This is a genomic window from Microbacterium sp. RG1 (assembly GCF_005347485.1).
In the GTDB taxonomy this organism is placed as follows: Bacteria; Actinomycetota; Actinomycetes; order Actinomycetales; family Microbacteriaceae; genus Microbacterium; species Microbacterium binotii_A.
In genome coordinates this window covers 2,959,655-2,983,972 of record NZ_CP034121.1, presented here as the reverse complement: position 1 = coordinate 2,983,972, position 24,318 = coordinate 2,959,655, and the positions used below count along the sequence as shown (strand labels likewise).

Below are 24,318 nucleotides of genomic sequence, written 5' to 3'. Positions count from 1 at the left end.
TAGTCAACCTTTTCCGCCTCATCCCACCGGAGGCTCCATGTCCGAGACTGCGCGCACCGACCAGCCCGTGATGACGCACCGCGCCATCCTGCTGGTGATCTTCGGCCTCATGGCCGGCATGTTCCTCTCCGCCCTCGACCAGACCATCGTGGGCACGGCGATCCGCACGATCGGCGACGACCTGCACGGGCTGAGCCTGCAGGCCTGGGTCACCACGGCGTACCTGATCGTCTCGACGATCGCCACGCCCATCTACGGCAAGCTCTCCGACATCTTCGGCCGCCGACCCCTCTTCCTCTTCGCCATCATCGTGTTCATCCTCGGCTCCGTGCTCGCGAGCTTCTCGACCGACATGGTGCAGCTCGCCGCGTTCCGCGCGGTGCAGGGCCTCGGCGCCGGCGGTCTCATGTCGATGCCGCTGGCGATCATGGGCGACATCCTCGCGCCGCGCGAGCGCGCCAAGTACCAGGGCTACTTCCTCGCCGTCTTCGGCATCTCGAGCGTCATCGGCCCCCTGGTCGGCGGACTCTTCTCCGGCGCGGACCAGATCCTGTGGATCGCGGGATGGCGCTGGGTGTTCCTCATCAATGTGCCGATCGGCATCATCGCCCTGTTCATCGTCGTCCGCTTCCTGCACATCCCGCACCACCCGCGCGAGTCGGTGCGCATCGACTGGTGGGGCGCGGCGCTCGTCGTGGTCGCCCTCGTCCCGCTCCTGCTGGTGGCCGAACAGGGCCGCGAGTGGGGCTGGGACTCCCCCATCGCCATCGCCTGCTACGTCGTGGGTGCGCTGGGCGCTGTCGCGTTCGTGTTCGTCGAACGCGCGATGAAGGCGGATGCGCTGATCCCGCTGACGCTCTTCCACTCGTCGACGTTCTCGATGGCGACCGTCATCGGCGTGCTCGTGGGCTTCGGCATGTTCGGTGCGATGCTGACGCTGCCGCTGTATCTGCAGCTCGTGCTGGGCGCCACGCCCACCGAGAGCGGCTTCCAGATGCTGCCGATGATCCTCGGTCTCATGATCGCCTCGATCGCGAGCGGTCAGATCATCGCGCGCACCGGCCGATACCGCATGTTCCCGATCCTCGGCACACTGTTCCTCTCGGGCGGATACGTGCTGCTGACCTTCCTCCGCGTCGACAGCTCGTACTGGTTCCTCGCCGGCGCCATGCTGCTGCTCGGTCTCGGTCTCGGCCAGCTCATGCAGACGCTGACGATCGCCAGCCAGAACTCCGTCGGTCTGCGCGACATGGGTGTGGCCACGAGCGCGTCGACCTTCTTCCGTCAGATCGGTGGAACCCTCGGCACCGCCGTGCTCCTCTCGCTCCTGTTCACACTGGTGCCCGCGAACATCCAGAACTCCTTCGCCGATGAGACGACCGTCACGAATGCGCTCGAGGCGGCGCTCGATCCCGCGGTCACCCAGGCTCCCGAGAACGCGGCGATCATGAAGACGATCTACGACCCGATCGTGGCGAACCTGCAGCAGGCGGCGAGCGCCGCATCCGTCGACCTGTCGAACGATGCCGCCCGCGAGGCGTTCGTCGCTCAGGCCGTGCCGCAGGTGCAGGAGGCCCTCGCCTCGAAGAGCGACGACCAGAGCTTCGACGGCTCGGTCATGAACGACACGTCGTTCCTCAACGGCGCAGACCCCCGCCTGACCGCTCCGATCCTCGTCGGCTTCAACGATTCCGCGACGGTCGTCTACCGGGTGGCGCTGGGTGTCGTGCTGCTCGCGTTCGTGCTGACGCTGTTCTTCCGCACGCCTCCGCTGCGGGCCAAGTCCGCACTGCAGGAGGCGGCGGATGAGGCGGCCGCCGCATCCGAAGCCGACGATCCGGCCGTGCTCGCGCAGGCCGCGGCCGCGGATGCGGGTGCGCTGGTCGCGCCCGACACCGGCCCCGTGTCCACCGCGGACCGACCGCTCACGAGGAGAGACCTCCGCGACTGAGCTCCGTCGGTCCCGCCCTCCCCGGCGGGACCGACGACCGCTTCCCCGCACGGCATGTCCCACTTCCCGCAGGAATCGGGTCTGATTTCTGCAGCAAGTGGGACATGGATTCGGAAGCCGGCCGGCGCGATGACAGGGCGACCGGCCCGGGCCACGCTCAGATGACCTCTTCGCTCCACGCGTCGGGGTTGCCGAAGCGGTGCGCGGTGATCGCGATGGCCTGTTCGTGCAGGAACGGCAGCAGCTCGAGGCGGCCGGCCGTGGTGACCGGGTTCGCGTAGACGGCGAGATCCGGGTCTCCGGCGATCGCCTCGGCCAGCGTTCGGTGCAGGACGTCGGTCTCGGATGCGGGCCCCACGAGCCGCGCTCGCGCGACGCGCGGCTTCACGCTGACACCGGCCGCATCCGCCTCGGCGCGGGTGAGCCGCTCGATCCACTGCGCGTCGGTCTCGACATGCACCGTGAGACCCGCCTCGCCCAAGGCGCGGCGCACGGCGGGCGGAAGCCCCGTCGCCGTACTCAAGGATGCGGCCGAACCTGCGCGCAGGGCGGCGAGCGCGACGCGCAGCACCTCCTGCACCTCCGCGCCCGCGGTCGCCCGCACGGCGACGTCGACCGACCGGTACCGGAACAGGTTCCGCTCGACGCGGAGCCCCGTCACATCCTTGATGCGGCCGAACTCGCGGTCCCACTCCACCGCGTCCGACAGCGCTGCCCGGCGCAGCCATTCGAAGCGTTCGTAGTCCAGTGACGGCTGGGCGGCTTCGACGATCGCGGTGATGCGCGAGTCGAGCCCGCGCAGATGCAGCGTGGTCGAGCCACTGACCGCGGTGGGTCGCCAACTCCCGAGGCCGATCAGGTAGTTCGGGCCGCCGGCCTTCGTGCCCGCCCCGACCGATGAGCGCTTCCATCCGCCGAAGGGCTGGCGCTGCACGATCGCACCCGTGATGCCGCGGTTCACGTAGAGGTTTCCCGCCTCCACGCGGTCGAGCCACAGCGCGAGGTCGTCGGGATGCTGGGTGTGAAGACCCGCGGTCAGCCCGTAGGCGACCGCGTTCTGCAGCTCGATCGCCTCGGCCAGCGACGATGCGTGCATGACGCCCAGCACCGGACCGAAGAACTCCTCGAGGTGGAAGCGCGACCCCGGCGCGACGCCGGTGCGGATGCCGGGACGCCACAGCCGTCCCGCCAGTTCGGGTGCACCGTCGATCTGCTCGGGCTCCACGAGCCACTTCTCGCCGTCGTCGAGCGTCGTCAGCGCCCACGCCAGTTTGCCCTGCGGCGGCTCGATCACCGGCCCCGCCTCCGCGGCGGCGTCGGCGGGCGATGCCACCACGAGCGAGCGCGTGGCATCGACGAGCTGGCGCGCGAAGCGGGCCGAGCGCCCCACAGAGCCGACGAGGATCGCGAGGGATGCGGCGGAGCACTTCTGTCCGGCGTGGCCGAACGCGCTCCGGACGAGGTCGGATGCGGCCAGATCGAGATCGGCCGACGGCATGACGATGATGGCGTTCTTGCCGCTCGTCTCCGCCAGGAGCGGAAGATCCGGTCGCCAGGAGCGGAAGAGCTGCGCGGTCTCCCACGACCCGGTGAGGATCACCCGATCCACCGCGGGATGGGAGATGAGCCGCTCCCCCAGCTCCCCCTCGTCGATGTCGACGAGAGCGAGCAGGTCGCGGGGCACGCCCGCATCCCACAGCGTCTCAGCGACGACGGCCGCCGCGCGGCGCGCCTGCGGGGCGGGCTTGAACACCACGCCGGAGCCGGCCGCGAGGGCCGCGAGCACGCCGCCCGCGGGGATCGCGAGCGGGAAGTTCCACGGCGGAGCGACGACCGTCAGCCGCGCCGGGACGAAGACGGCACCGGCGACCCGATCCAGCTCGCGCGCGGTGGCGGCGTAGTAGTTGGCGAAGTCCACCGCCTCGCTCACCTCGACGTCCGCCTCGGCGAGCACCTTGCCGGTCTCGGATGCGGCGACCTCGATGAGCAGGTCGCGCCGCGCCTCGAGGGATCGCGCGGCCGCCTGCAGCACCACGGCCCGGTCGGCCGCTGGCAGCGAGCCCCAGCCGGCGGCCGCGTCGCGCACGCGCGCGATCGTGCGCTCGAGAGTGTCGGTGTCGCCGACGCGGGCTCCGCCGATGGTCGCGTCGCCGGCGGTCGAGGTCTCGATCCTCTCGATGATGCGCTGCGCCCACTCGCGGTTGGCGGGGAGAGCCGGGTCGGTGTCGGCGGCGGGGCGGAAGCCGGGCGCCCCGTGCACGCCGGCGTTCGATTCGCGCGGCGAGAAGACGGCCGTCTCGACGAACTCCGCGCCGCCGAACAGGACGGAGTGCGCGTCGGGCTCGGTGCGGTCGGCGGCGATCCCGAGCACGGCCTGGGTGAGACCTGCGATCTCCTGCGTGGGGGCGGGGTCTCTCAGGATGGCGGGCTCGGCCGCATCCGCTGCGCTCTGCAGACGGTTCTGCCCGCGCCGGGGTCCGATGCGCAGCCCGGCCTCCGTCGACCGCTGGATCGATGCGAGGAAGCGGTCGCGCTCGCGTTCGAACAGCTCGGGATCGGTGTCGAGGTCGAACGCGGCGGAGAGGAAGTTCTCGTCGGACGCGTTCTCCTCGAGCCGGCGCACGAGGTAGCTGATCGCCACGTCGAACTCGTCGGGACGCACGACCGGCACGTACAGCAGAACGGCGCCCACCTCGCGAGAGACCGCGGCGACCTGACCCGCGGCCATACCCAGGAGCATCTCGAACTCGATGCGCTCGCGCACTCCGCGCTCGCCGGCGAGCAACCACGCGTAGGCGACGTCGAAGAGGTTGTGACCGGCGACACCCACGCGCATGGCGGCGGCGTGGTCGGCATCCAGTGCCCAGTCGAGGCAGCGCAGATAGTTCGCGTCGGTGTCGAGCTTCGTATCGTACGGGGCCTGCGGCCAACCGTGCATGATCGCGTCGACGCGCTCCATCGCGAGGTTCGCGCCCTTCACCAGGCGCACCTTGATGCCGGCGCCGCCGCCCGCGACGCGCTGCCGGGCCCACGCGGTCAGCTCCTGCAGAGCCGGGAGCGCATCGGGCAGGTAGGCCTGGAGCACGATGCCCGCCTCGAGCTGCGAGAGCCGCTCGTCCTCGAGGATGCGGGTGAACACCGCGATCGTGAGGTCGAGGTCGCGGTATTCCTCCATGTCGAGGTTGATGAAGGTGCCGTCGGCGGCAGCGCTCAGATACAGCGGCAGCAGGCGCTCGACGACACGCTCGACGACCTCGTCGAACGCCCAGAGCGAGATGTGCCCCGCGATGGCCGAGACCTTGACCGAGACGTAGTCGACGTCGGGGCGGCAGATGAGCTCGTGGATGCCGTCGAGTCGGCGCCGCGCCTCGTTCTCACCCAGCACGGCCTCGCCCAGCAGGTTGAGATTCAGCTTCGCGCCGCCCTCGCGCAGCTTGGCGATCGCCGCCCCCAGCTTCTCGGGGCGGGCGTCGACGATGAGGTGGCCGACCATGTCGCGCAGCGCACGGCGGGCGATCGGTACGACAGGCGTTGGCACCGCGGGGGCGACGGCCCCTCCGACCCGCACGGCCGAGCGCAGGTACCAGGGCAGGAAGTCGGGCACGAGCGGGGCGATGCGGCTGAGGTTCGCCGCCGCCGCCGACAGGCTCTCGGGGCGCATGACACCGTCGACGAACCCGATCGTGAACGGCAGCCCGTTGGGGTCGCGCAGCACTCCCGCGAGGCGCTCCGCCGCGGGGTCCGCGTGGGCGTCGGCGGCTTCGGTGACCCAACGGCGCGCGAGGGTGACCGCGTCGTCGGCGAGGGATGCGGGACGCGGCGCTCGTGGCGCCCCCGCCTCGGTGCTGGAGGACATGCGCTCAGCCTACGTCGGGGCCCGGCGGCGCCACCGGCGTGACACGAGCCCGTGGACGGCGCCGGATCAGCGCCAGATGCTGGGGGCGGGGCGACGCGTCGACGGCAGCGCCACATCCTCGGCCCAGCGCAGCATCCACTCCTCGGGAGCCGGCACGGTGGCGGGATCCTGGCCCAGCGCCTCGAACAGCTCTGCGAGGCCCACCGTGCCGCCGGAGCGACGCACGAAACGACCGCGGGCGATGAGCTGCGCGTAGATCTCACCGTCGACGACGGCGCGGTGTTCGAGGTAGACCGCGCGATCGTCGGCGGCGATGACGCGCGACTCCACGTCGAAGCGCTGCCACAGATGCAGCGACTTGCGGTAGCTGATGGTCGCGTTGGCGACGACCGGATACCAGCCGCGCTCACGCATGAGGTCCCAGAGCCCGGTGCGCATCAGCAGGTCGAAGCGCCCGAGGTCGAACAGCGACAGGTACCGTCCGTTGTTCATGTGCCCCACGACGTCGAGGTCGGTGGGAAGCGTCGTCAGTCGGATGCGCCCGACGCCGAGCGAGTCCATCGCGCCTTCGCGACGGTAACGGCGGCGGGAGGAGGCGAGCAGAAGCAGGGTGCGCCAGATCACGTTCACGACGACAGATCGTAGGAGAGCGCAGGAGAATGCGGCAGTCGATTGTACGAATCCGACAGCGGCGGCGGCCGCATCCGGGTCGTCCCTGGTGGCCCGCAATGACCCGGCGGAGTCGATTTCCGCCGTTCGTGCCGCCCGCGTAGAGTCTGGCCATGGAAGCCGACCTCACCACCGATGTGATCGTCCGCCCGGTACGCGACGTGGACGCCGAAGCCCTCGGTCGCGTGCACGCCACGTGCTGGCACGAGACCTACGACCACCTGATCAGCAAGGCCGCACTGGAGCGCGTCTCGCCCCGCAGGCTCGCCGAGCTCTGGACCCACTGGGCCGAGCAGGGCCCCGACTACCGCATGTCCGCGGCACTCGTGGAGGGCGAGATCGTGGGCTTCGTCGGCTCCGGCCCCGCGCGCGATGAGGACGCTCCGCGCGAGCGCGAGCTGTACTTCATCTACCTGCTGGATGCGTGGCACGGCACCGGGATCGGCCAGAAGCTCTTCGACGCCGCCGTCGAGCCCGGCGAGGAGCTGTACCTCTGGGTCGCCGACGACAACCCGCGAGCCCACCGCTTCTACACGCGCAACGGCTTCACCCTCGACGGCGCGATGCACACCGAGCCGTTCCTCGGCGAGACGCTGACCGAGGTGCGCTTCACCCGCTGACCCGGGCCTCACATCCGGTACCCCGCTTTTTCGCGAGACTGCATCCTCGTCACGAGATCACGGGTATTTCCCGTGATCTCGTGCGGGAAATGCAGTCTCGCGGGCGTTTGCGCCGGGGACGCGAGTCAGCGGGCGCTGACCGTGCCGAAGAGCCGCGCGATGGGCGCGAGCACGAGGGGACGCGCGGCGATCCACCCGCCGGCCATCACGAGCACGGATGCGGCGAAGATCCAGAACCCGGCCCAGTTGTCCGCGTATGCGGTGGGATCCGTCGACCCCTGCGCGGCGTACATGTGGTTGAGGTTGCGCAGCGCACCGGTCGCGAAGACGAGGGCGACGTGCACGATGATGAACGCGACGAAGTAGAGCATCACGGGGAAGTGCACCTTGCGCGCCCACTCGATCGGGTAAGCGCGGTTGAGGGTCTCCGCCTTGCGCGGCCACAGTCCACTCATCCGCACCCCCGTGAGGATCGCGAGCGGCGCGGCGACGAACACCGTGGTGAAGTAGGCGAGCTGCTGGAGGCTGTTGTAGTTCACCCAGCCGTTCTCGGTCGGCCAGTCCAGCGACGCGTACTGCAGCATCGCGGACAGCGCGTTGGGCAGCACTTCCCAGCTGGTCGGCACGATCCGCATCCACTGCCCCGTCACGAACAGGAGCACGAGGAACACGAGCCCGTTCACGAGCCACAACAGATCGAGCGACTGGTGGAACCAGATCGTCAGGCTGGTCTTGCGCTTGCTGTTCCACCGCGGTGTCCAGAACGCCGACGGCCGCTTCTCGCGCCGCACCTGCAGACCCGACCGGATGATCAGCAGCATGAAGAACGCGTTGAGGAAGTGCTGCCAGCCCAACCACGCGGGAAGGCCCACGGGGGCGCTCTCGGGCAGGTGGTACTCGCCCGGGTAGGTCGTGAGGAAGTCGCGCAGCGGCTCGAGCGAGACGAGCCACCGCGTCGCGAACACGATCATCGCGAGCGCGAACAACGCCCCTGCGCCGGCCACGATGCCCGCACCCACCCACTGCAGCGTGGTGAACGGGCCGTAGCGGCGCGGCTCGGGCCGCGGCGCGGGGCGCTCGAACGCGGTGCGGCCGGGGAAGACGGTCGGTGTGAACGGCAGCGGCTCCCGCATCCGTTCGACGTCCGTGGTCGCCTGCGCGAGGGACTCCGGATGCGGCTCCTCGCCGGGGTTCGGCGCGGATCGCGTCTCTTGAACATCCGGGACGGATGCGACCGGCCTCGGTTCCGATCCGACGTGCGTCGCGGATGCGGCGGCGCGCTCGGTCGCGGCGGAGCCGGCCCCGGTCGCGGCAGACCCGGCGTCGGTGGGAGAGCCGACGTCGGGTGCGGAATGCGTCGCAGCGCCGATGTCCGGAGCGGTCGCCACGGCGGCGGGCGGCCGCATCCGTCCCGCCGGGGGCCACGGCTCCCCGCCCGCAACGCGCGGCAGTCCCCGCCGTACGGGCTTCGACCCTTGCTCGCCTGTCACAGATGGCGCGGTGTCCGCGCGATCTGTGACAGGCGAGCTGGGGTGGGAGTGGCCATGGAGGGTGGGAGCCGAACCAGTGGCGACACTCGGCACCGCGGCCACGCGTCCAGCATCCACGGCGGAGCCCGCGCCGTCGGGTCCAGGGACCCGAACGACGGGAGACGCAGTCTTCGCCGGAGGCCAAGGCTCTCCCCCCGCCACCCGCGGCAGACCCCTTCGCACCGAGCGCCGGCCATGTTCGCCTGTCGCAGATCGCGGGGTACCCCCGCGATCTGCGACAGGCGAACCAAGGGATAGCGACTCCGCGTCCGCCACCACAGGGGCGACCTCCGCCTCGCGGGAGGCATCTGCACCAGGGGCAGCCACGGAAGCCACGGCGGGCTCCACGGCCACGACGAGGGATGCGGGAGGCCACGGCTCCCCGCCGGCAACGCGCGGGAGGCCCCGGCGCACGCGACGCGGGCGATCAGCCACGCTCAGCCCCGCTTCGCCGCGAGGGCGTCGATGAGCTGCGGCACCACCTGGAACACGTCGCCGACGACGCCGAAGTCCGCGATCTGGAAGATCGGCGCATCGGCGTCCTTGTTGACGGCCACGATGGTCTTCGCGGTCTGCATGCCGGCCTTGTGCTGAATGGCGCCCGAGATCCCGAGCGCGACGTAGAGCTGCGGCGACACCGAGACACCGGTCTGTCCGACCTGGTGCTCGTAGGGGATGTAGCCCGCATCCACCGCTGCGCGCGATGCGCCGACGGCAGCGCCGAGCGCGTCGGCGAGCTGCTCGACGAGGGCGAACTTCTCGGCCGAGCCGAGTCCGCGTCCGCCCGACACCACCCGTGCGGCTCCCCGCAGCTCGGGACGCGAGGACGCCTTCTCCACCACCTCGGTGGACAGGACGGACGCGGCCGGCACACCCGACGGGGTCACCGACAGCTCCGTCACGACCGGCTCGACGGACGCGGCTCGGTCCTCGACCGCACCCTGGCGCACGGTCGCGACGAGCGGTCCGAAGGTCGCCGCTGCGTCGACGGCGTACGCGCCACCGTAGACGGAGTGGTGAGCGATCACGCCCTCGTCGTCGCGATCGAGCCCGACGATGTCGACCGCGAGGGCCGCGCCGAGACGCGCGGACAGCCGCCCCGCGACGTCGCGTCCGTCGATCGAGTGCGAGACGAGCACCGCCTCCGGCGCCACTTGCCCCACCGCCGCGGCGAGCGCGTCGACCTGGGCCACACCCAGACCCTCACCCCCGGGGGCGACGAGCACGCGAGGCGCACCCCACTCCCCGGCCGTTGCGGCGAGCGCCGCGTCGCCCACGACGAGGGCGACGGGCGTTCCCACGCGGGATGCGGCCCCGAGGAGTGCGGCGCCGGATGCGGCGAGTCCCCCCGCCGCGGAGGTCTCCAGCAGCACCAGGATCGCGTCGTCGGCGAAGTCGGTCATCGTCGTCACCTCTCAGACCAGGCGGTTCTGGATCAGGAACTCGGCGAGGCGATTGCCGCCGTCACCCTCGTCGACGATCACCTGGCCGGCCGCGCGCGCGGGCCGGGGGGCGATCGCGATCATGATCGACCGCGCGACATCGGGGTCGTCCGCGTCGATGCCGAGATCGGCGAGCGACAGCGTCTCGATGGGCTTCTTCTTCGCAGCCATGACGCCCTTGAAACCGGCCATCCGCGCCTCGGGCATCGCTTCGGTGATCGAGATGACGGCGGGCAGCTCGGCACGGATGCGGCGCACGGCGCCGTCACCGGGACGGTCGCCCTCGACGGCGTCTTCGGCGAGCTCGACGCGGGCTAGCCCCGTCGCCGAGGCCACGCCCAGCCGCTCGGCGATCATTGCGGGGATCACGCCGCCGACACCGTCGGTGGACTGGTTGCCCGCGATGACGAGGTCGAATCCGGTGCGCGCGATGGCAGCGGCGAGCACCTGGGCGGTGAGCCCGAGGTCGGCGCCGCGGAGCGCGTCGTCGACGATCTGCGCGGCGGAGCCCGCACCGAGAGCGAGCGCCTTGCGCAGGGTGGGCGTCGCCTCGTCTGCGGCCATCATCATCGCCACGACCTCGGTGCCCGGGTGTGCGTCGGCGTAGGAGAGAGCGGTCTCGAGGGCGCGCTCCCCGATCTCGTCGATGACGCGATCGCTGGCGGCACGGCCGGCCAGTCCGGTCTCGAGATCCAGGACGCGGTCTCCGTAGGTGTCGGGGACTTCTTTGACCAGCACGACGATTCTCATGGGGCGGTGCTCCTTCGACAGGACGAGTCTAGACGACACTCGGTGTCAGCGATGGCGGAACTCAGGCGCACGCTTCTCCCGGAACGCGGCCATCCCCTCCTTCTGGTCTTCGAGGGCGAAGAGCGTCGCGAAGCTCTGCTTCTCGAACCGCAGCCCCTCCGCCAGCGTCGTCTCCTGCGCGGCGCGCAGCGCCTCCTTCGCGGCGTAGACCACCGGCAGCGACTTCGAGGCGATGGCTTCGGCGACCTCCATCGCCGCATCCCGCAGCTCGGCCGCGGGGACGACGCGCGAGACGAGACCCGCACGCTCGGCCTCCTCGGCTCCCATGCGGCGCCCGGTCAGCACGAGCTCGGCAGCCTTGTACGCGCCCACGGCACGGGTGAGCCGCTGGGTGCCGCCGAGGCCCGGGATGACCCCCAGGGCGATCTCGGGCTGACCGAACTGTGCGGTGTCGGCGGCCAGGATGATGTCGCAGATCATGGCGAGCTCGCATCCGCCGCCGAGAGCGAAGCCGGCGACCGCGGCGATCAGCGGGGTCCGGACCCGCATCACGTCCTCGAGGGCCGCGAACGGGTTGTCCACGAGCATGTCGCGCGTCGACTTGTCGGCCATCTGCTTGATGTCGGCGCCCGCGGCGAACGCGCGCTCGCTCCCGGTGAGCACGATCGCCCCGACGCCCTCGTCGGCGTCGAAAGCGGCGACGGCTGTGGCGAGCTCACCCACCAGGGTCGAGTTGAGGGCGTTGAGGGCGTCGGGGCGGTTCAGGGTGATCCACCCGACGCGGCCGTGCTGCTCGACGAGGATCGTCTCGTAGGTGCTCATCTGCCCATCGTGGCATGAGCGTCCCCACGTGCGGCAGGACCGCTCCCCGGAGAATTGTCCTCAGACCCGTTCGACGATGAGGGCGTTCGCCATGCCGCCACCCTCGCACATCACCTGGAGCCCCCGGCGCCCGCCGGTGTGCTCCAGGTACGCGACGAGCGTGCCGAGCAGCCGGGTGCCGGACGAGCCGAGCGCGTGCCCGAGCGCGATCGCGCCGCCCCAGGGGTTCAGACGCGCGGGATCGGCGCCGAGTTCGTCCAGCCAGGCGAGCGGCACCGAGGCGAACGCTTCGTTCACCTCGTACGCGTCGATGTCGTCGATCGTGAGCCCCGCGCGATCCAGGATGCGGCGCGTCGCCGGGATCGGCGCGGTGAGCATCATGAGCGGGTCGTCGCCCACGACGGCGAACGAACGCAGAACGGCGCGCGGGCGCAGCCCCAGCTCCGCGGCGCGCTCGGCGCTCATGAGCAGCACGGCGGATGCGCCGTCGGTCAGCGGCGACGACGATCCGGCGGTGACGCGCCACTCGAGCTCGGAGAAGCGCCCCGCCGCGGCGTCGGTGCGAAACGCCGGCGGCAGAGCCGCCAGCGCGTCCACGGTCGTCTGCGCGCGGATCGTCTCATCGGTCTCGACGAGACCGGTCGGCGCCTCGACGGGCACGAGCTGCGAGGCGAAGCACCCCGCCGCAGCCGCCGCGGCAGCACGGCGGTGGGACTCGGCCGCATAGGCGTCCAGCGCCTGGCGCGACAGGCCCCACTTCGCAGCGATGCGTTCGGCGGCGATGCCCTGCGAGACGAGGCCCTCGGGGTAGCGCTCGCGGAGCAGCGGAGAGACGGGGGACCCGGATGCGGCCGCCGAGCCGAGGGGCACGCGGCTCATCGACTCGACACCGCCGGCGATCACGATGTCGGCGGCCTCGGCCATGATCGCGTGCGCCGCCGAGTGGACGGCCTGCTGACCCGAGCCGCACTGGCGGTCGAACGTCGCTGCGGGCACCGTCTCGGCGAAGCCCGCCGCGAGCACGGCCTGGCGCGCGATGTTCGTGGACTGCTCGCCGACCTGGCTGACGCAGCCGAGCAGCACATCGTCGATGAGGGTGTCCGCGAGGCCGTTGCGCCCGACGAGGGCGCGCAGCACGCCGGCGGCGAGGTCCACGGGATGCACCCCGCTCAGCGCACCCCCGGGTTTGCCTCGGCCCGAGGGCGTGCGTACCGCGTCGACCAGCACCGCCTCGCGCACGGGCTCAGCCCTTCTCTTCGGGCCGCTCGCTGACATGCTCTGCCGCGTTGTCGGGGACGTAGCCCGCGACGTGCCGTTCCTCGTGGCCGTTGTAGATCGAGAGCGGCCGGATGAGGGCGTTGCGGCTGTACTGCTCCATGATGTGGGCCGTCCACCCGACCACACGAGCGGCGACGAACAGCGGGGTGAAGGTCACCGTGTCGAAGCCGATGAGGTTGTAGGCGGGCCCCGACGGGTAGTCGAGGTTGGGGTAGATGCCCTTGCGCGCCACGAACTCGCTCTCGAGCGCGTCGTAGAGCCGTGCCACATCCGGGCGGTCGTAGTGGGCGACCAGATCGTCGAGCGCCGCCTTCATGGTGGGCACGCGGGAGTCGCCGCGCTTGTAGACGCGGTGACCGAAGCCCATGATCTTGCGCTTGTTCGCGAGTGCCTCGTCGAGCCAGGCGGTGACGTTCTCCGCCTCGCCGATCTCGTCGAAGATGTGCAGCACCGCCTCGTTCGCGCCGCCGTGCAGCGGACCCTTCAGTGCACCGACCGCGCCGACGACGGCGGAGTGCAGATCGCTGAGGGTGGAGGCGATGACCCGTCCGGTGAAGGTGGAGGCGTTGAACGAGTGCTCGGCGTACAGGATCATCGATCGGTTGAAGGCGTCGACGACGACCGCATCCGCCTCTTCGCCGAAGGTCATCCAGAGGAAGTTCGCCGCGTAGTCCAGGTCGTCGCGCGGCGGGATAGGAAGCTGTCCGCGGCGGCGGCGCTGGCCGTAGGCGACGATCGCCGGCAGCGCGGCGAACAGTCGGAGGCTCCGCGCAAGGTTCTCCTCCGGAGTCCCCACGGCATCCAGAACCGACCCGACACCGGCGAGATCGGCGGCACCGAGCACGCTCAGCGCGGTGCGCACCTCGTCCATGGGATGCGCGTCGAGCGGCACGAGTTCGATCGCCGACTGCACGGCCGCCGTCAGCGGCCGGTGCTCCCGCTCGATGCGGCGGAGCTCGGCGAGCTGTTCGTCGCTCGGCAGCTCGCCGTGCCACAGCAGGTACGCCACCGCCTCGACCGGCTGCGTGGCGGCGAGCTCCTGCACGGGGTAGCCGCGGTACAGCAGCGAGTTGGTCTCGGGGTTGACCTTGGAGATGGCGGTCTCGTCGGCGACGACCCCCGCCAGTCCCTTCCGGATCTGGTCCTGCTCGGTCATGTCACTCCTTCGTGCTGGGCCGCGCGTCACGGACGCGTGTAGGTGAAGATGCTGTCGTCGAAGCTGTTGTACTGCTCGTAGTCGATCAGGTCGTAGAGCTCGGCGCGATGCTGCATCTCGCCGACCTTGTCGCGCAGATGTCCCTTGTCGACGAGCTCGTCGAGCGCGCGGTCGGCGGCGCCCATCGCGATGCGCAGCAACGAGACCGGCCAGATGACGATGTTCACGCCCACGTCGCGCAGCTGATCGACCGAGAAGAGCTCGCTCTTGCCGAACTCGGTCATGTTGGCGAGGATCGGCACGTCGACGGCCTTGCGCATCGCCTCGAACTCGTCGAGGGTCGCCAGCGCCTCAGGGAAGATCGCGTCCGCTCCCGCATCCACGAGCGCCTTGGCGCGGTTGATCGCCGCGTCCAACCCCTCGATCGCGCGGATGTCGGTGCGCGCCATCACGAGGAAGTCGGGATCGCGGCGCGCGTCGACGGCGGCGCGGATGCGGCGCAGCGCCGTTCCTTCGTCCACGACGGCCTTGCCGTCGAGGTGCCCGCAGCGCTTCGGGTTGATCTGATCCTCGATGTGGGCACCCGCGACGCCGGCGTCCTCGAGCATCTGGATGGTGCGTGCGACGTTCATGGGTTCGCCGAAGCCGGTGTCGGCGTCGATGAGCGCCGGGAGTTCGGTCGTCCGGGCGATCTGGGCCCCGCGGCCGGCGACCTCGGTCAGGGTCGTCAGGCCGATGTCGGGGAGCCCGAGATCGGCCGAGAGCACCGCACCCGAGATGTAGACGCCCTCGAATCCCTTGCGTTCGATCAGGCGCGCGGACAGCGGATTGAAGGCACCGGGCAGCCGCATCACCTCACCCGAGGCGAGTCCCGCGCGGAACGCGCGGCGCTTGTCGGATGCGGACGCCGTCGACCCGAGCATCAGAACAGCCCCTTCGGTGCCGGCTGCGAGAGCAGCAGCCCCGGTTTGGCGACGATCGAGAGCTGACGCACGTCGTCGGCGGTCAGCTCAGGCAGGCGCTGCACGAGTCCGAGGAACCGCTCGATCTCCGTCTCCTCCAGCACGGGCTCCGCCAGCAGCCGGAACTTGCGGACGTAGTCCTCGCGGACGAAGGGCCGGGCCCCGAGCGGATGCGCGTCGGCGACGGCGATCTCGTCCTCGATGACCGACCCGTCGGTGAGGGTGATCACAACGCGCCCCCCGAATGCCTTCTCGGCGGGGTCCTCGGAGTGGTAGCGGCGGGTCCACTCGGCGTCCTCCGCCGTGGAGACCTTGTGCCACAGCTCGACGGTGTCCTCGCGCGCCGCACGCTCGGGCGCGTAGGAGTCGACGTGGTGCCAGGCGCCATCCTGGAGCGCGACCGCGAAGATGTAGGGGATCGAGTGGTCCAACGTCTCGCGGGATGCGGTCGGGTCGTACTTCTGCGGGTCGTTCGCCCCGGAGCCGATCACGTAGTGCGTGTGGTGGCTGGTGTGCAGCACGATCGAGGCGACGTTCGCGGGATCACGGAGCTCGGGCCCTTCGGTGCCGAGCTTGCGGGCCAGGTCGATCCATGCCTGGGCCTGATACTCGGCGGAGTGCTCCTTGGTGTACGAGTCCAGGATCGCCCGCTTGGACTCGCCCGCGGCGGGAAGCGGCACGTCGTAGGAGGCGTCCTTGCCGTCGAGCAGCCAGGCGACGACGCCGTCCTCGCCCTCGTAGATGGGCGAGGGCGAGGTCTCACCGCGCATCGCGCGGTCGACGGCCTCGACCGCCATCTTGCCGGCGAACGCGGGGGCGTGGGCCTTCCAGGTGGAGATCTCGCCCTTGCGGGACTGACGAGTCGCGGTGGTCGTGTGCAACGCCTGCCCGACGGCCTGGTAGATCGTCTCGGTGTCCAAGCCCAGCAGGGTGCCGATCCCGGCTGCGGCCGAGGGGCCGAGGTGCGCGACGTGGTCGATCTTGTGCTTGTGCAGGCTGATCGCCCGCACGAGGTCGATCTGGATCTCGTAACCGGTCGCGATGCCCCGCACGAGTGCCTGCCCGTCGGCGCCGACGTGCTGGGCCACGGCGAGGATCGGCGGGATGTTGTCGCCCGGGTGCGAGTAGTCCGCCGCGAGGAAGGTGTCGTGGTAGTCGAGCTCACGCACGGCGACGCCGTTGGCCCACGCCGCCCACTCGGGCGAGGTGCGGCGCTCGAGCGCGCACCCGAAGACCGTCGCGCCGGCGCCGCCGACCGAGACCGCGTGATCGAGCGCCTGCTGACGCGCGGCGACGACGGGACGGCGGGTGAGGGATGCGGCGGCGACCGCCGCGTTGTCGATGAGCCGGTTGACGATCATGTCGACGACGTCCGCGTCGACCGCCACGGCGTCGGTGGCGACCTCGGCGATGTGCCAGGCCAGCTGGCCTTCGCGGGCGAGCTTCTCTTCGCTCGTGTGGACACGGAGGTGATGCGTGATCATGCTGCTCCCGGGGTGGATCGTGCGACGCGGGGGACGTCGGATGCGTCGGCGAGCGACGCGAGGATGGCGGTCAGGGCGTGGTGCAGGTGCACGTGCGTGGCGTGGGCGGCGAGTTCTGCGTCGCCGTCGGCGATCGCGCGCGCGATGAGGCGGTGCTCGGCGGCGGAGGCGGCGAGGCGTGCGGGGTTGTCGCGCGCGAGGCGGCGCACACGGACCAGGTGGGTGCGCACGGTCCGCAGGGCGGCGATCAGATAGTCGTTGCCGACGGCGGCATCCAGCGCCTGATCGAACTGCGCGATCGTCGTGTAATAGGCGTCCGCGTCCGCCTGCGGATCCTCGGCCGACCAGCGTTCGGCGAGCGCGGCGAACGGCTCACCCGGAGCCCCGTCCGACACGCGTTCCGCCGCGATACGGGCGGCGGACTCCTCGAGCGCCCGACGCACGGCGAACAGGGCGCGGATGTCGTCGGCGTCGATGTCGGTCACGACGGTGACCCTCGGCGAGGCCTGAGCGACGAGGCCGTCGGCGGCGAGGCGTCCGATGGCCTCTCGCAGCGGCGTGCGGCTCACGCCGAGCCGGCGCGCCTGCTCCACCTCGGCGAGCACGGTTCCCGGCGCCAGCTCACCGGACTGGATCTGCTCGAGAAGGGTGCGGTACGCACGGTCGCTCGCCCGCATCCCGCCTCCTCTGCCGTCACCCGATGAACCCGCACAGTGTATGCATAACCAGCGCCCCGACGCCACCCGGTGATGCTTTCCACGCTTTGGGTATACACAATGCGTCAGGAGCGTTCAGCGGTCCAGGTGCGGCGCGAGCGCGTCGAGCACGGGGCGCTGCGCCGTCACGAGAAGGTCGCGCGCGTCATCGACCCGCACCCATTCGGCACGATCCACCTCGGGGAACGACTCCATGCGCCCCGAATGAGGCGGCCACTCGAGCGAGAACTCGCCGAACCGCATCCCGACCAGGGCGAAGCCGTCGGCGTCGAGCGCGAACACCCGAAGGCGTTTGCCCGACGAGTAGCGGAACTCGCCGAGCTCCACACGTTCCCCGGCGGGCGGGCTCAGCCCCAGTTCCTCCTGGAACTCCCGCTCCGCGGCGGCGAGGGGGTCTTCCGATGCGGGGTCGTACTCCCCCTTCGGGATCGACCACGCCCCCGCCTGCTTGCGCTGCCAGAAGGGCCCACCCATGTGCGCGATCAGGACCTCGGCGGTGTCGGGCCGGAAGAGGAGGAGCCCCGCGCTGTACGCGGTCATCGCCGCATCCCGTCGCTTCTTCGCCGCACCCGTCCACGCTAGCCGGGTCTGAGACCGCGAGGGTCGCCCGGGCCCTATCGTCGTCGCTCGAAGGCGGCGCGAAGACTCCGCAGCAGCAGGAGCAGCCCACCGAGTCCGACCACCGCACCGAGGAACGGGAACAGCGGCACCTGCGCGGTGAGATGCGGCCCCGCATCCGAGACACCCAGCAGGACCGCCGAGATCACGAGGGCGATGCCGACGAGCGTGGTCGTGAACCGCGAGAACAGCTGCTCCACGAACCCGCGACCGGTCGCGTCGTCGAAGCTGCGCAGGCGCACGGAGAACGTGCCGTCCTCGAGCTGCTGACTGAGAGTGGAGAGCGTCCGCGGCAGTCGTCGCAGCTGCTCGCCCACGATCGCCGCCTGCGTCTGCGCCGTGAGCGCGAACCCCTTCGGCGACGTCAGCGCGCGTGTGAAGGCGGGCGCCTGCGACAGCGCTCGGCCGACCATGTCGTAGTCGTGGCGCAGGCGCCGCAGCGAGCCCTCGAGCGAGGCGAGTGTGCGAAAGACCAGCAGGAGCGAAGGGGGAAGGGCGAGGCGATGATGGCGCATGACGTCCACGAGGGCCGCGAAGACGTTCTGATCGACGCCCGCGTTGTGCATACGGGTGAGGATGACGCCGATGTCGTGCTGCAGAGCCACCTGATCGAAGGTGTCGGTGTCGGGCGGGGTCACGAGCATGAGCACGATGTCGGTCGCGGCGACGTCGTCCTCGTTGGCGATCGCCACGAGAAGCGGCAGCAACAGTCGGCGCATGCTCTTCTCGAGCACGCCTACCGAGCCGAAGTCGATGAGGGTCACGGTGCCGTCGGCCGCGAGCATGAGGTTGCCCGGATGCAGGTCGGCGTGGAAGACGCCCCGCACGGCGATCTGCTCGAACACCGCGTCGACGACGGCGTCGGCGATCCTGGTCGCCGCATCCGGGTCGAGCGTCGACGCGTCGACGTGACCGAACGGGATGCCCTGGGCGCGCTCCTGCACGAGCATCTGCGCGGTCGTGTACTGCGCGAAGACCTTCGGCACGGCGAGCGGTGTGAGCTTCGAGCGAGCCGCCGCCCCTCGCAGCATCTCGGTGTTGGCCGCCTCGATGCGGTAGTCCAGTTCTTCCCGCAGCGATCTGGCGAACTCCGCGGCCAGCGCGGTCACGCCGTAGTCTCGCGCCCACGTGGTGTGGCGCTCCGCATCCGCGGCCAATCGTTCGACGATGTCGAGGTCGGTCGCGACCTGGGCGCGTGCACTCGGTCGCTGGATCTTGATCACGACCTCCTCGCCGTCCTGAAGCGTGGCCGCGTGCACCTGCGCGACGGATGCGGCCGCCAGCGGCGTCTCGTCCACGCGCGCGAAGACCTCCTCGAGAGGCCGGCCGAGCTGCGTCTCTATCGCGTGACGCGCCTCGCTCCAGGGGATCGGCACGGTCTCCATCTGCAGCGTCGACAGGGCGGTCGTGAACTCCGGCGGCAACACGTCGTCGCGCGCGGAGAGCACCTGGCCGATCTTGATGAAGGTGACGCCGGCGTCGTTCAGCGCGGCGACGATCGCGGCGGGCAGCTCTTCGCGATCGGGGCGGTGCCGGCCGCGGTAGACGCCGAGCCCGTGCCGTGAGGCGATGGAGATGATCTCGGCGTAGCGGCGGGCGCGATCACGGCGTCGGAACAGCTCGCGCACGACGACGACCGGGTTGCGCATCGGCCGGGTCGGCCACAGGAACTCGAGGGCGACGATCGCGATCACGTCGACCGCGAAGAGCCACCCGATCGTGAGCAGCAGAAACAGCGCGCCGATCGCGTCGTCGACGGCGAGGACGTCGCCGTCGACGACTCCAGCCTGCTGCAGCGCCCACAGGGCGAGAGGCGATCCCGCCACCACGACGAGCGCTCCGGTCACGAACGGACGGATCCACCCGATCGGCATCCCCAGGAGCCGGCGCGCGACCCACGCCGCGACGCCCGCGAACACGAGGACGAACAGAATCACCCATACGATCTGCGGCATCGCACCCTCCCCTGTGCGACGACGCTATCGCGTCGGGGACGGCACCGGGGGTAATCCGCGGCGGATCAGTCGACCGGGGTCGCCGCGGCGACCGCCTGGTCCTCCTCGGTCGCGACGAGCTGCCCGCATGCCCCGTCGATCTCCTTGCCGCGGGTGTCGCGGAGCGTCGTCGGGATGCCGGCATCGTTCAGACGCCGCACGAACTCGTTCTGCACGGGGCGCTCGGACGAGGTCCACACCGAGCCGGGCGTCGGGTTCAGCGGGATCGGGTTCACGTGGACCCAGCCGCGACCGCGCGCGTTGAGCTTCTCGGCCAACAGATCCGCGCGCCAGGCGTGGTCGTTCATGTCCTTGATCAGCGCGTACTCGATCGACACGCGCCGACCCGTCTTCTCGAAGTAGCCGCGCGCGGCGTCGAGCACCTCGTCGACCTTCCAGCGCGAGTTCACCGGGATGAGCTCGTCGCGCAGCTGGTCGTCGGGCGCGTGCAGCGACAGGGCGAAGGTCACCGGGATGTCCTCGTCCGCGAGCTTGCGGATGGCGGGAGCGAGCCCCACCGTGGAGACCGTGATGCCGCGTGCACTCATGCCCAGGCCGTGCTTCTTGTCGGTCATCACACGCACCGCGTGCATGACGCGGGCGTAGTTCGCCAACGGCTCCCCCATGCCCATGAACACGATGTTGGTGACGCGCTCGTCCGGGTGCTCGGCGGGTCCGAGGCCGCCCTCGCGGATCAGCCGGTTGGCGCGGACGATCTGCTCGACGATCTCCGCGGCGCTCATGTTGCGGGTCAGGCCCGCTTGGCCCGTCGCGCAGAAGGGGCAGTTCATGCCGCATCCGGCCTGCGACGAGACGCAGAGCGTGATGCGACCGGGATACCGCATCAGCACGGACTCGACGAGGGCGCCGTCGTGCAGCTTCCAGAGGAACTTGATCGTGTCGCCGCGGTCGGTCTCGAGCCGGCGCACCTCGGTCAGAAGCGGCGGCAGGAGGCCCGCCACGAGCTCCTCGCGACCGGATGCGGGCAGATCCGTCATGAGCGCGGGGTCGCTCGTGTAGTGCGTGAAGTAGTGCTTCTCGAGCTGCGCCGCGCGGAACTTCGGGAAGCCGAGTTCGACGAGCTTCTCGGCGCGCTGCTCGTGCGTGAGATCGGCCAGGTGCACGGGCGGCTTGCCGCGCTTGGGGCTGGCGAACTGCAGGAGCGGCCGGCCGCTCTCGTCCTTCTGCTGCGACCAGCCTTCGGTGCGGGGGCGCACCTGGCGCACGGCGGATGCGGCGTCGCGGGCCGCGGCCTGGCGGATGGCGGGCTGGTCGGTCATACGTTCCAGGCTACCGGTGCACGACTGCCAGGGCCCTGGGCGGGACAGCCCCGACAGACCGCGCCGAAGGAGCACCCATTGAGCGAGTGAGTATCCGATCGGGTGCTCGTTCGACGAACGGGTGCTCGTTCGGCGAACGGCCCTGGGCGAGGCGCCGAGCATCACCCGCCCCGTTAGGATGCACGCATGCCCTCACCCGAAGGGCGCGACGGCGCGCGCGAGAACCACGTCGTCGCGCACAAGGTCCTCAACAACAACGTCGTCATCTCCATCGACGAGCACGGCCGCGAGCGCGTGCTCATGGGGCGCGGCCTGGGCTTCCAGCTGAAGCCCGAGGACCGGCTGGACCCGGCGAAGGTCGAGAAGACGTTCGTCCTCGACTCCGGCGCCGAGGGTGAACGGGAGCGGCAGTTGCTCACGGACGTGCCCTACCCGGTGATCGAAGCGGTCACCGGCGCGGTCGACCTCGCCGAACGCGAGCTCGGACACCACCTCGGTCGCCGGCTCGTCATCCCGGTGATCGACCACATCCAGTACGTGCTCGAGCGCCTCGACCAGGGCGTGCGCATCCCCGCGACCCATATGCCCGAGCTGCGGGTGCTGCACCCGCACGAGTTCCGCGCCGCCGAGCACATGGCGGCCCACATCGGCACCGCACTCGAGCGCGAGCTTCCGCCCGAGGAGGCCGTCTTCCTCACGATGCACCTGCTCAACGCCACCCGTGACGAGCCGAACGGGACGGCAGCGCTGCTGTTCCGGCGGGTACAGCACGTGGCGACCACGGTCGAGACGGGGCTCGGGGTGACCCTGGACGTCGAGAGTCCTGACTACGCGCGCTTCATCCTCCACGTGCAGTTCCTGCTGCAGCGCCTGGTCTCCAAGACCATGCTGCGATCGAGCGACACCTCGTTCTTCGAGTTCGCCAAGCACAGCTATCCGCGCTCGTACGCGATCGCCGAACAGGTGAAGGCCTATGTGCGCGCGGCGACGGGATCGGACCTGACCGACGAGGAGCTGCTGTACCTCATCGTGCACGTCGAGCGACTGGCCTCGCAGGTCGGCGCCAAGGCCGCGCCGGACGATGGTGGCGGCGGCATCGAAGAGGTGCTACGGTAACTCGCGCAGGGCGGAGAAGCCCTGCGACGCGACGGATTGTTACTGCGGCAGCAGGCAAAACCTGAACTCACATCGTCTTGACCGACGGTGAACGAGTTCAGGTTTTTTTGTTGCCCGGAAACAGCCCGACCCGGCGCGTCACCCACGCGAGTGCCGCGCTGATGCGGCGGAAAGAGGGAGTCCGAGATGGACTACTCGAAGACAGCAGCAGGCGTCCTGAAGGGCGTCGGCGGCGAGGAGAACATCACCTCGCTGGTCCATTGCGCCACCCGACTGCGCTTCGTCCTCAAGGACGAGGGCAAGGCGGATGCGGCCTCGATCAAGGCCGTTCCCGGCGTCGTCACCGTGGCCCAGGCCGGCGGCCAGTACCAGGTCGTCATCGGCAACGAGGTGCCCGAGGTGTACGCGGAGATCGGCAAGATCTCGAAGTTCGGCGGCTCGGGCGCAGCGTCATCGCCGGCACAGGATGCCCCGAAGGGCAACCTGTTCAACCGGTTCATCTCGATGATCTCCGCGATCTTCACCCCCGCGCTCTGGGCCCTCGCCGGCACCGGACTGCTGAAGGCCTTCCTCGCGGCGGCCGTCACGTTCGGCTGGATCGACACGACCACCTCGACCTACATCGTGCTGAACGCACTGTCCGACGCGTTCATCAACTTCCTGCCGCTCGCTCTCGCGATCACGGCCGCGCGCTACTTCAAGGCGTCCGAGTTCACCTCCCTCGCCATCGCCGGCGCGCTCCTGTATCCGAGCATCACGGCGCTCGTCGGAGCCCCGGATCTCACCTTCTTCGGCATCCCGTTCACGATGGTCAACTACGTCTCGAGCGTGATCCCGATCATCATCGTCGTCTGGCTGCAGAGCCACGCCGAGCGCTTCCTCTACGCGAAGCTCCCGGCCGCGGTGCGCCGGTTCGTCACGCCCATGATCGTGGTGCTCATCGCGGTGCCGCTCGTCTTCGTCGTCATCGGCCCGATCTCCGCGATCATCAGCGGCTGGGTCGGCTCGGGAATCGGCTGGGTCTTCGAGACCGTGCCGTGGCTGGGCGGTGCCGTCATGGGCGGCCTGTGGCAGGTGTTCGTGATCTTCGGTCTGCACTGGGGTCTGGTTCCGCTGTTCCAGCTGGAGCTGCAGAACAACGGTCAGCTGTTCCTCGTGGCCCCCGTCTTCGCAGCAGTCCTCGCGCAGGCAGCGGCCGTGGCCGGTGTGTGGCTGCGCGCCCGCAACAAGAACCTGAAGTCGCTCGCCGCCCCGGCGACGCTCTCGGGCTTCCTCGCCGGCATCACCGAGCCCGCGATCTACGGCGTGAACCTGCCCCTCAAGCGCCCGTTCGCCTTCGGCATCGTCGGCGGCGCGATCGGTGGCGCGATCATCTCGCTCGGCGGCGTGTTCTCGACCGCGTTCGTGGTGCCGTCGGGCTTGGCGATCCCCGCCCTGCTCGGCAACGGCAACATGGTCTTCCTGGCCCTCGGCCTCGGCGCCGCCATCATCGTGCCCTTCCTGCTCACGGTGATCGTGGGCTTCAAGGAGCCGGCCGAGGATGCCGTCACCCCCGCCGAGAGCACGGACCTCGAGGTGTTCAGCCCGGTCGACGGCACCGTGGTGCCGCTGTCGGAGACCCCGGATGCGGCCTTCGCCGACGGTTCGCTCGGCCAGGGCGTCGCCATCATCCCGCGCAGCGGCGCGCTCTACGCCCCGTTCGACGCGACGGTGGTCGCCGCGTTCCCGACCGGCCACGCCATCGGCCTGCGCCACGCGGACGGCGCGGAGGTGCTGATCCACATCGGCATCGACACCGTCAAGCTCGCCGGTGAGCACTTCTCGCTCAAGGTCACCAGCGGACAGCAGGTGAGCAAGGGCGACCTGCTCGTCGAGTTCGACCTCGCAGCGATCGCCGCGGCCGGTTACGACCTGACGACCCCCGTCATCGTGACCAACGCCGACCTGTACCCGAACGTCGGCTCGCCCGCATCCGGTCCGATCGCTCACGGCGAGCCGCTGTTCTTCGCCGTCGCCGTCGAGCAGGCGGTCGCCGCCAAGTGACACCCCGTGCGGGCGGGGGCGCACGCTCCCGC

General features: G+C 70.4%; 18 protein-coding genes. 4 read left to right on the top strand and 14 right to left on the bottom strand.

Going from position 1 to position 24,318, the window contains the following annotated elements; genetic code table 11:
• The first annotated feature begins 37 nt into the window (after positions 1-37).
• On the top strand, positions 38-1,951 hold the full coding sequence (locus tag EHF32_RS14555; protein WP_238343727.1) for an MDR family MFS transporter: 1,914 nt from the start codon (positions 38-40) through the stop codon (positions 1,949-1,951).
• A gap of 157 nt (positions 1,952-2,108) precedes the next feature.
• On the opposite strand, the gene EHF32_RS14550 is transcribed toward EHF32_RS14555, so the two are convergent.
• Positions 2,109-5,807 carry a proline dehydrogenase family protein gene (locus EHF32_RS14550; protein WP_137418858.1) on the bottom strand — a complete coding sequence of 1,233 codons (3,699 nt, stop codon included), beginning with the start codon at positions 5,805-5,807 and terminating at the stop codon, positions 2,109-2,111.
• Between the two features lie 66 nt (positions 5,808-5,873).
• On the bottom strand, positions 5,874-6,437 hold the full coding sequence (locus EHF32_RS14545; RefSeq protein WP_137418857.1) for an acyl-CoA thioesterase: 564 nt from the start codon (positions 6,435-6,437) through the stop codon (positions 5,874-5,876).
• 152 nt (positions 6,438-6,589) lie between these two features.
• Here EHF32_RS14545 and EHF32_RS14540 point away from each other — a divergent pair, with 152 nt between their 5' ends.
• Positions 6,590-7,096 (top strand): GNAT family N-acetyltransferase, encoded by a 507-nt coding sequence (locus tag EHF32_RS14540; RefSeq protein ID WP_137418856.1) that lies wholly within the window; start codon positions 6,590-6,592, stop codon positions 7,094-7,096.
• 125 nt (positions 7,097-7,221) lie between these two features.
• Here the strand turns inward: EHF32_RS14540 and EHF32_RS14535 are convergent, their stop codons facing one another.
• The 12 genes from EHF32_RS14535 to rlmN all read right to left on the bottom strand — a co-directional run bounded on the left by EHF32_RS14535 (position 7,222) and on the right by rlmN (position 21,127).
• On the bottom strand, positions 7,222-8,502 hold the full coding sequence (locus tag EHF32_RS14535) for a cytochrome b/b6 domain-containing protein (RefSeq protein ID WP_238343726.1): 1,281 nt from the start codon (positions 8,500-8,502) through the stop codon (positions 7,222-7,224).
• A gap of 560 nt (positions 8,503-9,062) precedes the next feature.
• Complete coding sequence (locus EHF32_RS14530; protein ID WP_137418854.1) at positions 9,063-10,028, bottom strand: electron transfer flavoprotein subunit alpha/FixB family protein; 966 nt, start codon at positions 10,026-10,028, stop codon at positions 9,063-9,065.
• 12 nt (positions 10,029-10,040) lie between these two features.
• Positions 10,041-10,817, bottom strand: a complete 777-nt coding sequence (locus EHF32_RS14525; protein WP_137418853.1) for an electron transfer flavoprotein subunit beta/FixA family protein — start codon at positions 10,815-10,817, stop codon at positions 10,041-10,043.
• A 45-nt stretch (positions 10,818-10,862) separates the two neighbouring features.
• Positions 10,863-11,639 carry an enoyl-CoA hydratase-related protein gene (locus EHF32_RS14520; RefSeq protein WP_137418852.1) on the bottom strand — a complete coding sequence of 259 codons (777 nt, stop codon included), beginning with the start codon at positions 11,637-11,639 and terminating at the stop codon, positions 10,863-10,865.
• Positions 11,640-11,699: 60 nt separating this feature from the next.
• Positions 11,700-12,878, bottom strand: coding sequence for a thiolase family protein (locus EHF32_RS14515; protein ID WP_137418851.1), 1,179 nt, complete (start codon positions 12,876-12,878; stop codon positions 11,700-11,702).
• Between the two features lie 4 nt (positions 12,879-12,882).
• The gene (locus EHF32_RS14510) at positions 12,883-14,073 is read right to left on the bottom strand and encodes a bifunctional 2-methylcitrate synthase/citrate synthase (RefSeq protein WP_137418850.1); all 1,191 of its coding nucleotides are present in this window, start codon (positions 14,071-14,073) and stop codon (positions 12,883-12,885) included.
• A gap of 26 nt (positions 14,074-14,099) precedes the next feature.
• Positions 14,100-14,996 carry a methylisocitrate lyase gene (prpB, locus tag EHF32_RS14505; RefSeq protein ID WP_137418849.1) on the bottom strand — a complete coding sequence of 299 codons (897 nt, stop codon included), beginning with the start codon at positions 14,994-14,996 and terminating at the stop codon, positions 14,100-14,102.
• Positions 14,996-16,519, bottom strand: a complete 1,524-nt coding sequence (locus EHF32_RS14500) for an MmgE/PrpD family protein (RefSeq protein WP_137418848.1) — start codon at positions 16,517-16,519, stop codon at positions 14,996-14,998. Before EHF32_RS14500 ends, prpB begins: the two co-directional genes overlap by 1 nt.
• A complete protein-coding gene (locus EHF32_RS14495; protein ID WP_137418847.1) occupies positions 16,516-17,196 on the bottom strand; it encodes a GntR family transcriptional regulator in 681 nt (226 codons plus the stop codon). Before EHF32_RS14495 ends, EHF32_RS14500 begins: the two co-directional genes overlap by 4 nt.
• Before the next feature lie 114 nt (positions 17,197-17,310).
• The gene (locus EHF32_RS14490) at positions 17,311-17,775 is read right to left on the bottom strand and encodes an NUDIX domain-containing protein (protein WP_137418845.1); all 465 of its coding nucleotides are present in this window, start codon (positions 17,773-17,775) and stop codon (positions 17,311-17,313) included.
• A gap of 74 nt (positions 17,776-17,849) precedes the next feature.
• The gene (locus EHF32_RS14485; RefSeq protein ID WP_137418844.1) at positions 17,850-19,808 is read right to left on the bottom strand and encodes an ABC1 kinase family protein; all 1,959 of its coding nucleotides are present in this window, start codon (positions 19,806-19,808) and stop codon (positions 17,850-17,852) included.
• A gap of 65 nt (positions 19,809-19,873) precedes the next feature.
• Positions 19,874-21,127: a 23S rRNA (adenine(2503)-C(2))-methyltransferase RlmN gene (gene rlmN / locus EHF32_RS14480; protein WP_137418843.1), complete on the bottom strand. Its 1,254-nt coding sequence runs from the start codon at positions 21,125-21,127 to the stop codon at positions 19,874-19,876.
• 186 nt (positions 21,128-21,313) lie between these two features.
• On the opposite strand from rlmN, the gene EHF32_RS14475 reads away from it, so the two are divergent.
• Both EHF32_RS14475 and EHF32_RS14470 read left to right on the top strand, forming a co-directional pair.
• Positions 21,314-22,243, top strand: coding sequence for a PRD domain-containing protein (locus EHF32_RS14475; protein WP_137418841.1), 930 nt, complete (start codon positions 21,314-21,316; stop codon positions 22,241-22,243).
• Between the two features lie 186 nt (positions 22,244-22,429).
• On the top strand, positions 22,430-24,286 hold the full coding sequence (locus tag EHF32_RS14470; RefSeq protein WP_137418840.1) for a beta-glucoside-specific PTS transporter subunit IIABC: 1,857 nt from the start codon (positions 22,430-22,432) through the stop codon (positions 24,284-24,286).
• Positions 24,287-24,318 lie beyond the last annotated feature (32 nt).

Coding starts and splice junctions, on each gene's coding strand:
- EHF32_RS14555 (WP_238343727.1), top strand. CDS start 38: ATGTCCGAGACTGCGCGCACCGACCAGCCCGTGATGACGCACCGCGCC.
- EHF32_RS14550 (WP_137418858.1), bottom strand. CDS start 5,807: ATGTCCTCCAGCACCGAGGCGGGGGCGCCACGAGCGCCGCGTCCCGCA.
- EHF32_RS14540 (WP_137418856.1), top strand. CDS start 6,590: ATGGAAGCCGACCTCACCACCGATGTGATCGTCCGCCCGGTACGCGAC.
- EHF32_RS14535 (WP_238343726.1), bottom strand. CDS start 8,502: ATGCGGCCGCCCGCCGCCGTGGCGACCGCTCCGGACATCGGCGCTGCG.
- EHF32_RS14530 (WP_137418854.1), bottom strand. CDS start 10,028: ATGACCGACTTCGCCGACGACGCGATCCTGGTGCTGCTGGAGACCTCC.
- EHF32_RS14525 (WP_137418853.1), bottom strand. CDS start 10,817: ATGAGAATCGTCGTGCTGGTCAAAGAAGTCCCCGACACCTACGGAGAC.
- EHF32_RS14520 (WP_137418852.1), bottom strand. CDS start 11,639: ATGAGCACCTACGAGACGATCCTCGTCGAGCAGCACGGCCGCGTCGGG.
- EHF32_RS14510 (WP_137418850.1), bottom strand. CDS start 14,073: ATGACCGAGCAGGACCAGATCCGGAAGGGACTGGCGGGGGTCGTCGCC.
- prpB (WP_137418849.1), bottom strand. CDS start 14,996: ATGCTCGGGTCGACGGCGTCCGCATCCGACAAGCGCCGCGCGTTCCGC.
- EHF32_RS14500 (WP_137418848.1), bottom strand. CDS start 16,519: ATGATCACGCATCACCTCCGTGTCCACACGAGCGAAGAGAAGCTCGCC.
- EHF32_RS14495 (WP_137418847.1), bottom strand. CDS start 17,196: ATGCGGGCGAGCGACCGTGCGTACCGCACCCTTCTCGAGCAGATCCAG.
- EHF32_RS14490 (WP_137418845.1), bottom strand. CDS start 17,775: ATGACCGCGTACAGCGCGGGGCTCCTCCTCTTCCGGCCCGACACCGCC.
- EHF32_RS14485 (WP_137418844.1), bottom strand. CDS start 19,808: ATGCCGCAGATCGTATGGGTGATTCTGTTCGTCCTCGTGTTCGCGGGC.
- rlmN (WP_137418843.1), bottom strand. CDS start 21,127: ATGACCGACCAGCCCGCCATCCGCCAGGCCGCGGCCCGCGACGCCGCA.
- EHF32_RS14475 (WP_137418841.1), top strand. CDS start 21,314: ATGCCCTCACCCGAAGGGCGCGACGGCGCGCGCGAGAACCACGTCGTC.
- EHF32_RS14470 (WP_137418840.1), top strand. CDS start 22,430: ATGGACTACTCGAAGACAGCAGCAGGCGTCCTGAAGGGCGTCGGCGGC.